Annotated in this window: 11 protein-coding genes; all 11 read left to right on the forward strand. The window is 70.4% G+C overall.

From position 1 onward, the window contains the following. The first annotated feature begins 105 nt into the window (after nucleotides 1-105). The 11 genes from HNR19_RS23420 to HNR19_RS04375 all read left to right on the forward strand — a co-directional run bounded on the left by HNR19_RS23420 (nucleotide 106) and on the right by HNR19_RS04375 (nucleotide 9912). Nucleotides 106-2541, forward strand: coding sequence for an FHA domain-containing protein (locus HNR19_RS23420; RefSeq protein WP_179666788.1), 2436 nt, complete (start codon nucleotides 106-108; stop codon nucleotides 2539-2541). A gap of 293 nt (nucleotides 2542-2834) precedes the next feature. Further along, nucleotides 2835-3890 (forward strand): LLM class flavin-dependent oxidoreductase, encoded by a 1056-nt coding sequence (locus HNR19_RS04330; protein WP_179666789.1) that lies wholly within the window; start codon nucleotides 2835-2837, stop codon nucleotides 3888-3890. Nucleotides 3891-4062: 172 nt separating this feature from the next. Next, nucleotides 4063-4284, forward strand: a complete 222-nt coding sequence (gene infA, locus HNR19_RS04335; protein ID WP_028656368.1) for a translation initiation factor IF-1 — start codon at nucleotides 4063-4065, stop codon at nucleotides 4282-4284. Between the two features lie 45 nt (nucleotides 4285-4329). Further along, nucleotides 4330-4443: a 50S ribosomal protein L36 gene (gene rpmJ / locus HNR19_RS04340; RefSeq protein WP_004008316.1), complete on the forward strand. Its 114-nt coding sequence runs from the start codon at nucleotides 4330-4332 to the stop codon at nucleotides 4441-4443. A 180-nt stretch (nucleotides 4444-4623) separates the two neighbouring features. Continuing rightward, nucleotides 4624-5001: a 30S ribosomal protein S13 gene (gene rpsM / locus HNR19_RS04345; RefSeq protein WP_179666790.1), complete on the forward strand. Its 378-nt coding sequence runs from the start codon at nucleotides 4624-4626 to the stop codon at nucleotides 4999-5001. A gap of 5 nt (nucleotides 5002-5006) precedes the next feature. Then, nucleotides 5007-5411, forward strand: a complete 405-nt coding sequence (gene rpsK / locus HNR19_RS04350) for a 30S ribosomal protein S11 (RefSeq protein ID WP_179666791.1) — start codon at nucleotides 5007-5009, stop codon at nucleotides 5409-5411. A gap of 30 nt (nucleotides 5412-5441) precedes the next feature. Next, the gene (gene rpsD / locus HNR19_RS04355) at nucleotides 5442-6050 is read left to right on the forward strand and encodes a 30S ribosomal protein S4 (RefSeq protein ID WP_179666792.1); all 609 of its coding nucleotides are present in this window, start codon (nucleotides 5442-5444) and stop codon (nucleotides 6048-6050) included. Nucleotides 6051-6175: 125 nt separating this feature from the next. Beyond that, nucleotides 6176-7198, forward strand: a complete 1023-nt coding sequence (locus HNR19_RS04360) for a DNA-directed RNA polymerase subunit alpha (RefSeq protein WP_179666793.1) — start codon at nucleotides 6176-6178, stop codon at nucleotides 7196-7198. A gap of 257 nt (nucleotides 7199-7455) precedes the next feature. Beyond that, entirely contained in the window at nucleotides 7456-8115 is a 660-nt protein-coding gene (gene rplQ, locus HNR19_RS04365; RefSeq protein ID WP_179666794.1) for a 50S ribosomal protein L17, read from the forward strand. Between the two features lie 158 nt (nucleotides 8116-8273). Next, a complete protein-coding gene (locus HNR19_RS04370; protein ID WP_179666795.1) occupies nucleotides 8274-9275 on the forward strand; it encodes a 4-hydroxy-3-methylbut-2-enyl diphosphate reductase in 1002 nt (333 codons plus the stop codon). 19 nt (nucleotides 9276-9294) lie between these two features. Further along, nucleotides 9295-9912, forward strand: a complete 618-nt coding sequence (locus tag HNR19_RS04375) for an L-threonylcarbamoyladenylate synthase (protein WP_179666796.1) — start codon at nucleotides 9295-9297, stop codon at nucleotides 9910-9912. The last annotated feature ends 1 nt before the right edge of the window (nucleotide 9913 follow it).

Consider the following 9913-nt stretch of genomic DNA (forward strand, 5'->3'; position numbering starts at 1 on the left):
GAGGAAGAGGTGCGCGGCAGCGTCGCTTAGGGTTGGGCGACCGAATGCTCCCCACCCACGCGCCCGCGGGGTGGCGGGTGGGACCTATCAGCGACGCGAGGAACTGTGGACCGACTCCAGGTGCAGTGGGCGGGCACGTCCCGGACGTTCGACGGTGACCGCGTCGTCATCGGCCGCGAGCTCGACTGCGACGTGACGGTGGGGGACGCCAGGGCGTCCCGCCACCACGTCATCGTGCAGCGCGAGGCCGGCGCCTGGGTCGTCGTCGACGCCAGCAGCAACGGCACGTTCGTCCAGGGGCGGCGCATCACGCGCCTACCGCTGGGCCCGGCGCCGGTCGACCTGCGGCTGGGCCGCCCGGACGGCGAGCCGGTGGTCGTCGCGGCGCTCCCGGTCTCGGCTGCGCCGCAGGCCCCGGCCGACAACGACTGGTGGCGCCAGCTGCCGCCGCCGCAGCTGCCCACCGGCGCGCCGGCCGCGGACGCGTGGCAGCCGCAGTCCGTCGTGCCGCCGGGCCAGCTCGCGCACGGCACGTCGGTCTTCCTCCCGGCCCAGGTGCAGGCCGGCCGGAGCCTGACCATCGGCCGCGACCACGGCAACGACATCGTGCTCGACGACCCGCTCGTCAGCCGGCGGCACGCCCGGCTCGACCCGGCCGGCCCGCACGGGCCCGCCGTGCTCCACGACCTCGGCAGCTTCAACGGCACGTTCGTCAACGGCCAGCGGCTGGAGGGCTCGATCGAGCTGGAGGTCGGCGCCGAGGTGATCGTCGGCAACCAGACGTTCCGGTGGGACGGCGGCCAGCTCCTCGCCTCGGCGACCCAGCACGAGTTCACGCTGTACGCCGACGGGCTCAGCACCGTGCTGCCCGACGGCCGGCAGCTGCTCCAGAACGCGTCGTTCCAGCTCGGCCCGTCCAGCCTGACCGCGGTCATCGGCCCGTCCGGCGCCGGCAAGTCGACCATGCTCGGCGCCCTCACCGGCCTCCGTCCCGCGACCCACGGCCGGGTGATCTGGCAGGGCCACGACCTCTACGCCCACTACGACCAGCTCCGCTTCCAGATCGGGCTGGTGCCGCAGCAGGACATCCAGCACCCGCAGCTGAAGGTCAAGCAGGCGCTCGGCTACGCCGCCAAGCTCCGGCTGCCTCCCGACACCACCGCCCAGGAGCGCGACGCCCGGGTGCAGACGGTCGCGCAGCAGCTCCAGCTCACCGAGCGGCTCAACAACCGGATCGGCACCCAGCTCTCGGGCGGCCAGAAGAAGCGCGTCTCGATCGCCACCGAGCTGCTCACCGCGCCGCCGCTGCTCTTCCTCGACGAGCCGACGTCCGGGCTCGACCCGGGGCTCGACCTCGAGGTCATGAAGCAGCTGCGCACCCTGGCCGACGACGGCCGCGTCGTCATGGTCGTCACCCACTCGGTGCTCGCCCTCGACGTCTGCGACAACGTGATGGTGCTCGCCCCCGGCGGCCGGATCGCCTACTTCGGCCCGCCCGCCGGCGTCCTCGAGCACTTCGGCTGCTCGACCTACCCGCAGGTGTTCGACCTGCTCGACGACCCCGACCTCTGGCAGCGGATCCCGGCGCCGGCGCGCTCCGTCGACACCGCCTCGCTCCCAGCGGCCGCGGCCGCCGTACCCGCTCCGCCACGGCAGTCCCTCGGCCGCCAGTTCGGCACCCTGGTGGCCCGCAACGCCGCCGTCGTCGTCGCCGACAAGCTGCTGCTCGGGATGCTGCTCCTGCTCCCGCTGATCCTCGGCGGGCTGAGCCGGCTGGTGCCGGGCGACAACGGGCTCTCGCTCGACGCGTCGCGGTTCTGCCCGGAGGGCCTCCAGCGGCTCGGCCCCGGCCGGTGCCAGCGGCCGGACGGCACGATCGTGCCCGCGGTGTTCGACCAGGGCGAGCCGACGCAGCGGCTGATCGTGCTGATCGTCGCCGCCTGCCTGATGGGCACGGCGATAGCCATCCGTGAGCTGGTCGGAGAGCGGCCGATCTTCCGGCGGGAGTACGCCGTCGGCCTCTCGCCCGCCGTCTACTTCGCCAGCAAGGTCTTCGTCCTGGGCGCCGCGGCGTTCCTCCAAGGCGTCGTCGTCACGTTCATCGCGACCGTGGGCCTGCCGGGACCTGACGGGTCCCTCGGCGGGACGCGGGTGGCGCTGACGATCGCGACGCTGTCGTTCACGATGGCCGTGGTCGGCCTGGCGCTCTCCGCGCTCGTGACGAGCACCGAGCAGACGATGCCCACGCTGGTCGGCGTGATCATGGTGCAGCTGGTGCTCTCCGGGTCGCTGTTTGCGATCGCCGGGCGGCCGCTCCTGGAGCAGATCGCGTGGCTGTCGCCGTCGCGGTGGGCGTATGCGGCGAGCGCGTCGGCGATGGGGCTGGTGCGGGGCCAGAACGACCGGGAGACCGAGGACTGGATCGCGCTCGATGGGGCGGGGCACTACTTCATGGACATGTTCGTGCTGGGGATCCTGTGTCTGCTGGCGTTGGGCGCGGGCCTGTTGCTGGTACGGCGGAGCGCCACTTCCGACAAGTGAGCGCGGCCCTCGTTCGGCGCCGGTACCCCGCCGAAGGGTGGCCTCCGGCCACGACCGGCGCCCTCCGGGCTTGGTCGCTCCGCCGCGCTGCGGCGCTCTCTTGGTTGCGCGCCGCTGGGGGTGGGGCGCCGGCGCGTCGTCGCGAAATCGCCCGGAGGGCACCGGTCGCGTCCGGACGCCGGCCGGGGGCGGCGTACCGGCGCCGCTCGCTGGTCGCGCTCGCTTGTCGGGCGGCTCCGGGAATGTGGGTGGGTCGGGAATGTGGGGGCGGGGGAGTGTCTTGGGGATAGGTGATGTCTTCCTCTGATCTCGCCCTGTCGGTGCTCGACCTGGTGCCGGTGCGCGCCGACCAGGGCAGCGGTGACGCGATTGCGGCGTCGCTGGAGCTGGCGCGGACCGCTGACCGGCTCGGGTACACGCGGTACTGGCTTGCTGAGCACCACAACATGCCGGCGGTGGCGGCGACGAACCCGCCGGTGCTGATCTCGATGGTGGCGGGGGCGACGGAGCGGATCCGGGTGGGGTCGGGCGGCGTGATGCTGCCGAACCACGCGCCGTTGGTGGTCGCCGAGCAGTTCGCGCTGCTCGAGGCGGCGTACCCGGGGCGGATCGACCTCGGGATCGGCCGGGCGCCGGGCACCGACCCGGTGACGAGCTGGGCGCTGCGCCACGGTGCCGGTGGAGTGTCGGACGAGGCGGTCAACCGGTTCCCGGAGTACGTCGACAACGTGCTCGCGATGATGGAGCCGACGGGGGTCGGGCTCGACCTGCGGGGGCGCACCCACGTGCTGAAGGCGACGCCGTCGGCGCGGTCGGTGCCCACGATCTGGCTGCTGGGCTCCTCCGACTACTCCGCGCGGCTGGCCGCGGAGAAGGGAATGCCGTACGTCTTCGCCCACCACTTCTCCGGGTCCGGCACCGCCGAGGCGCTGGAGCTCTACCGCAGCAGCTTCCAGCCCTCGCCGGAGCTCTCCGAGCCGCGCACCTTCCTGACGGTCAACGCCGCGGTCGCCGAGACCGCCGAGGAGGCCGAACGGCTCGCGCTGCCGCAGCTGCTCCAGATGCTGGCGCTGCGCACCGGGCAGCCGCTCGCGCCGCAGCCGCACGTGGAGGAGGCCGAGAAGCGGGTGGCCGACGGGCTGCCGCCCGGCCACGACGACCTGCTGGAGGCGATGCGGCGCCGCTGGGTCGTGGGAGACCCCGGCGCGGCGCGCGCCGAGATCGAGGGGCTCGCGGCGTCGTACGGCGTGGACGAGGTGATGGTGCACCCGGTCGCCGGCGCGTACGTCGGGACCGACCCGGCGGCGGCCCCCGGACGCGTGCGAACCCTGGAGCTGCTCGTCCGCTGAGCGTCGCCGATTGGGAGATCGTGAATCGATCGGACTAAACTGGCGTGTCGGCCCAACGTGGGTCTGTGTCGTGGTGCACGGACTTCACGAGGTCCACCGTGTGCGTGTCGCCCAGGCGACCGGTCGCGGAGGTTCCCGGGTCACCGGAAGATACCCCAACCCGAAGGACGGCATGGCGAAGAAAGAAGGCGTCATCGAGATGGAGGGCTCCGTTGTGGAGGCCCTTCCTAACGCGATGTTCCGCGTGGAGCTGAGCAACGGCCACAAGGTCCTCGCTCACATCAGCGGGAAGATGCGCCAGCACTACATCCGGATCCTCCCCGAGGACCGGGTCGTGGTGGAGCTTTCGCCGTACGACCTGTCCCGCGGACGGATCGTCTACCGCTACAAGTGAGCCATCGCTCACTGGTGCCAACCACGAGCAAGAAAGGGCTGACTCATGAAGGTCAACCCGAGCGTCAAGCCGATCTGTGACAAGTGCAAGGTGATCCGTCGCCACGGCCGCGTCATGGTGATCTGCGAGAACCCGCGCCACAAGCAGCGCCAGGGCTGAAGTTCTCGTCGCACAACTGAATACGACACCACGTGATCGCTAGGTCCTGAGAAGGACTGACCACCTCCGGAACGGATGGCCGGAGCTTCCCGGGGTTTCGAGGCTCGCAAGCTCGCACCTCAACCGCCGGAAAGACGCATCACGACCACACCACCGTGAATCCAAGGAGAAACGCCAGACATGGCACGCCTCGTCGGAGTCGACCTGCCGCGCGACAAGCGCATCGAGGTCGCTCTTACCTACATCTACGGCATCGGCCGTACCAGCAGCCAGCAGCTGCTCGCTGTCACCGGGGTCAACCCGAACCTCCGCGTCCACGAGCTCGGCGACGAGGAGCTGGTCAAGCTCCGCGACGCGATCGAGTCCGCCGGGATCAAGATCGAGGGTGACCTGCGCCGCGAGGTGCAGGCCGACATCCGTCGCAAGATCGAGATCGGCAGCTACCAGGGACGTCGCCACCGCATGGGCCTTCCGGTCCGCGGTCAGCGCACCAAGACCAACGCGCGCACCCGCAAGGGCCCGAAGCGCACCGTTGCCGGCAAGAAGAAGGCGAAGTGATCTAGATGCCCCCCAAGGCTCGCGCCGGCGCCGCGAAGAAGGTGCGCCGCAAGGAGAAGAAGAACGTCGCTCAGGGCGAGGCCCACATCAAGAGCACGTTCAACAACACGATCGTCACGATCACCGACCCCACTGGTGCGGTGATCTCGTGGGCCTCTGCCGGCACCGTCGGCTTCAAGGGCTCGCGCAAGTCCACCCCGTACGCCGCGCAGATGGCCGCTGAGGCCGCCGGTCGCCGGGCGATGGACCACGGCATGAAGAAGATCGACGTCTTCGTCAAGGGCCCGGGCTCGGGCCGCGAGACGGCGATCCGGTCCCTGGGTGCGATCGGCCTCGAGGTCGGCACCATCCAGGACGTCACCCCCACCCCGCACAACGGTTGCCGCCCGCCCAAGCGCCGGCGCGTCTGACCCCGACACTGAGAAAGAGAGGCTAAGGAAATGGCCCGTTACACCGGTCCCATCACCAAGAAGTCGCGCCGTCTCGGTGTCGACCTCATCGGGGGCGACGCCGCCTTCGAGAAGCGCCCCTACCCGCCGGGCCAGCACGGCCGCGCGCGGATCAAGGAGAGCGAGTACCGCAACCAGCTGCAGGAGAAGCAGAAGGCCCGCTTCACCTACGGCGTCATGGAGAAGCAGTTCCACCGCTACTACGAGGAGGCCGCTCGTCGCCAGGGCAAGACCGGCGACAACCTCCTCCAGCTGCTGGAGTGCCGCCTCGACAACGTCGTCTACCGCGCCGGTTTCGCCCGGACCCGTCGCCACGCGCGCCAGCTCGTGGTCCACGGCCACTTCCTGGTGAACGGCCAGAAGGTCGACATCCCGTCCTTCCAGGTGTCGCAGTACGACATCATCGACGTGCGCGAGAAGTCGCTCGAGATGACGCCGTTCATCGTCGCCCGGGAGACCCACGGCGAGCGGGTCGTGCCGGCGTGGCTCGAGGCCCTGCCGTCGCGGATGCGCGTCCTGGTGCACCAGCTGCCGGTCCGGGAGCAGATCGACATCCCGGTCCAGGAGCAGCTCATCGTGGAGTACTACTCCAAGAAGTGACGTGGTGACGCCGGGGGTGGCGCTCCACGGCCGGCCCCGGCGTCCCGTCGCAACATCTCTTCTCCAACACCAGCACCACGTCTGGACCCTCATATAGCGGTCGGTCCGGAAAGGAAAAGAACACAGTGCTCATTGCACAGCGCCCCGCCCTGTCGGAGGACGTCGTCGACCAGTTCCGGTCGCGGTTCGTCATCGAGCCGCTGGAGCCCGGCTTCGGCTACACGCTCGGCAACTCCCTGCGTCGTACCCTCCTCTCCTCGATCCCCGGTGCCTCGGTCACGAGCATCAAGATCGACAGCGTCCTCCACGAGTTCTCGACCGTGGAGGGTGTCAAGGAGGACGTCCCGGAGATCATCCTCAACCTGAAGGGCCTCGTCGTCTCCTCCGAGCACGACGAGCCCGTCACCATGTACCTGCGCAAGTCGGGTGCCGGTGACGTCACGGCCGCCGACATCGCGCCCCCGGCCGGTGTCGAGGTCCACAACCCCGACCTGAAGATCGCCACCCTGGCCGACAACGCCAAGCTCGAGATGGAGCTCGTCGTCGAGCGTGGCCGCGGCTACGTCTCCGCCGTCCAGAACAAGGGCGCGGACAACGAGATCGGCCGGATCCCGGTCGACTCGATCTACAGCCCGGTCCTCAAGGTGACCTACAAGGTCGAGGCCACCCGTGTCGAGCAGCGCACCGACTTCGACAAGCTGATCATCGACGTCGAGACCAAGCCGTCGATCCTGCCGCGCGACGCCATCGCGTCGGCCGGCAAGACGCTGGTCGAACTGTTCGGCCTGGCCCGCGAGCTCAACGTCGAGGCCGAGGGCATCGACATCGGCCCGTCGCCCGTCGACGAGCAGCTCGCCGCCGACCTGGCCCTGCCGGTCGAGGACCTCCAGCTGACCGTCCGCTCCTACAACTGCCTCAAGCGCGAGGGCATCCACACCGTGGGTGAGCTCATCAGCCGCTCGGAGCAGGACCTGCTCGACATCCGCAACTTCGGTGCGAAGTCGATCGACGAGGTCAAGGCCAAGCTGGTCGAGATGGGCCTGTCCCTCAAGGACAGCGCGCCCGGCTTCGACCCGCACGCCGCCCTGGCCGCGTACGGCGACGACGAGGGCGACGACACCGCCTTCGTCGAGGACGAGCAGTACTGAGTCCGATGTGGCCGGTCGGGTCGCTCCGGTGACCGCCGCGCGGGGCTCCGCAAGCTCCGCCCCGCGGACGATCACCGGGCGGCTTCGCCGCCGGCGACCCGCCCAGCCCGCAGTCGAGGCAGTCTCGGTGCCAGGCTGCTCGGCGGCAAGACACAGCAGCACCACGCAACGCAGCACCATCACCTAACCGAACCCGGTACCTGATACGGCCGGACTACTCCGGTGCCTGACACGGCCGGAGAGATTGAGAGAGAGAAATGCCCAAGCCCAAGAAGGGCCCCCGCCTCGGCGGCAGCCCGGCCCACCAGCGGCTCATCCTGCGCAACATGGCCACCCAGCTCTTCGAGCACGGTCGGATCACCACGACCGAGGCCAAGGCGCGCACGCTGCGTCCCTACGCCGAGAAGCTGATCACCAAGGCGAAGAAGGCGCACCTGGGTGAGAACCCGCTGCACAACCGTCGTGAGGTCCTCAAGGCCATCACCGACAAGGGCGTCGTGCACCACCTCTTCACCGAGATCGCCCCGACCTTCGCGGAGCGTCCCGGCGGCTACACCCGGATCACCAAGATCGGTCCGCGCCACGGCGACAACGCGCCGATGGCCGTCATCGAGATCGTGACCGAGGCCTACAACCCGAAGCCGGCCACGGCCAAGGAGACCAAGACCGAGGCTCCCGCCCCGGTCGAGGTGACCAAGGACGCCGAGGACGCCCCGGCCGAGGTCGAGGCCACCAACGAGGCCGGCGAGACCGAGGTCGTCTCCACCGAGGCGACCGACGTCGAGACCGCCGAGGCGGAGTCCACCGCGGACGCCACCGACGAGGCCGAGGCTGCCGAGGAGGCTCCCGCCGAGGAGACCGCCGAGGCCACCGAGGAGAGCGCCGAGGAGACCGCCGAGGACTCCGACAAGGCCTGATCCCGCCTGTGTAGTTCTGTGCCGAGTCGGCCCGTGATCACGGGCCGACTCGGCCTGTTTTTCGCGTGACTTCGCGCCGGGTGGGCGCCTCCTGGGCGTGAAGATGATCCGACTCGGCGATTCAGGGGCGGGGGAGCACCGCCCGTAGACTGGTGGGCATGAGCATCGACCTCGGTACGCCGCACTTCGTCTCCGCCGAGGAGGCGGAGCGCCGTGTCCTGCTGGCGGACCCGCGGGGCTACTGCGCCGGCGTCGACCGCGCCGTGGTGACGGTTGAGCAGGCGCTCGACCTCTACGGCGCGCCGGTCTACGTGCGCAAGCAGATCGTGCACAACAAGCACGTGGTCTCCACGCTCGAGGCGCGCGGCGCGATCTTCGTCGAGGAGCTCGACGAGGTGCCCGAGGGCGCCACGGTCGTGTTCTCCGCCCACGGCGTCTCGCCGGCGGTCCACGCCCAGGCCGAGGAGCGCTCGCTCAAGACCATCGACGCGACCTGCCCCCTGGTGACCAAGGTGCACCGCGAGGCCGTGCGCTTCGCGCGCGAGGGCTACACGATCCTGCTGATCGGTCACGCCGGTCACGAGGAGGTCGAGGGTACGGCGGGGGAGGCCCCCGAGCAGACCGTGCTCGTCGAGCACCCCGACGACGTCGACCGCCTCGAGTTCCCCGCCGACGCCAAGCTCGCCTGGCTCTCGCAGACCACGCTGAGCGTCGACGAGACGATGGAGACCGTGCGCCGGCTGCGCGCGAAGTTCCCGCAGCTCGAGGACCCGCCCAGCGACGACATCTGCTACGCCACCCAGAACCGCCAGGTCGCGGTCAAGGAGATCGGCCACGACGCCGACCTGGTGATCGTCGTCGGGTCGGCCAACTCCTCCAACTCGGTGCGGCTCGTCGAGGTCGCGCTCGAGGCGGGGGCGAAGTCGTCGTACCGCGTCGACGACGCCTCCGAGATCGACGAGGCCTGGCTCGACGGCGTCGAGACGGTCAGCGTGACCTCGGGCGCCTCGGTGCCCGACGACCTGGTGCAGGGCGTGCTCGGCTACCTCGCGGAGCGAGGCTACCCCGACGCCCGCGCCGTGCAGACCGCCGAGGAGACCCTCAGCTTCTCGCTGCCCAAGGAGCTCTACCGCGACCTGAGGGCCGCCGGCCGGGCCTGACCCGCCCAGACCACGTCCGATGGCGCGCTACCTCGACGTCCACCCCGACAACCCGCAGCCGCGGCTGCTGCAGCAGGTCGTCGACGCGCTCCACGACGACGCCCTGATCGCCTACCCGACCGACTCCGGCTACGCGCTCGGCTGCCGGGTGGGCAACCGTGACGGCCGCGACCGGATCCTCAAGATCCGCGGGCTCGACGACCGCCACCACTTCACGCTGGTGTGCCGCGACTTCAGCCAGCTGGGCCAGCTGGTCCACGTCGACAACGCGGCGTTCCGGACGATCCGGTCGGTCACCCCGGGGCCCTACACGTTCATCCTGCCGGCGATGCCCGAGGTGCCGCGGCGCCTCATGCACCCCAAGAAGCGCACGGTCGGCGTCCGCATCCCCGACCACCCCCTCGTCCGCGACCTCCTCGACCTGCTGGGCGAGCCGCTGCTGTCGAGCTCGCTGATCCTGCCGGGCGAGACCGAGCCGCGCACGATGGGCTGGGAGATCAAGGAGGAGCTCGACCACGTCGTCGACATCGTGGTCGAGGCGGGGGAGACCCCCGCCGAGCCGACGACCGTGGTCGACTGGTCCGAGGGCGCCCCGGAGGTCATCCGGCGCGGTGCAGGAGATCCCGACCGGTTCTGAC

The organism is Nocardioides thalensis, assembly GCF_013410655.1.
GTDB lineage: Bacteria > Actinomycetota > Actinomycetes > Propionibacteriales > Nocardioidaceae > Nocardioides > Nocardioides thalensis.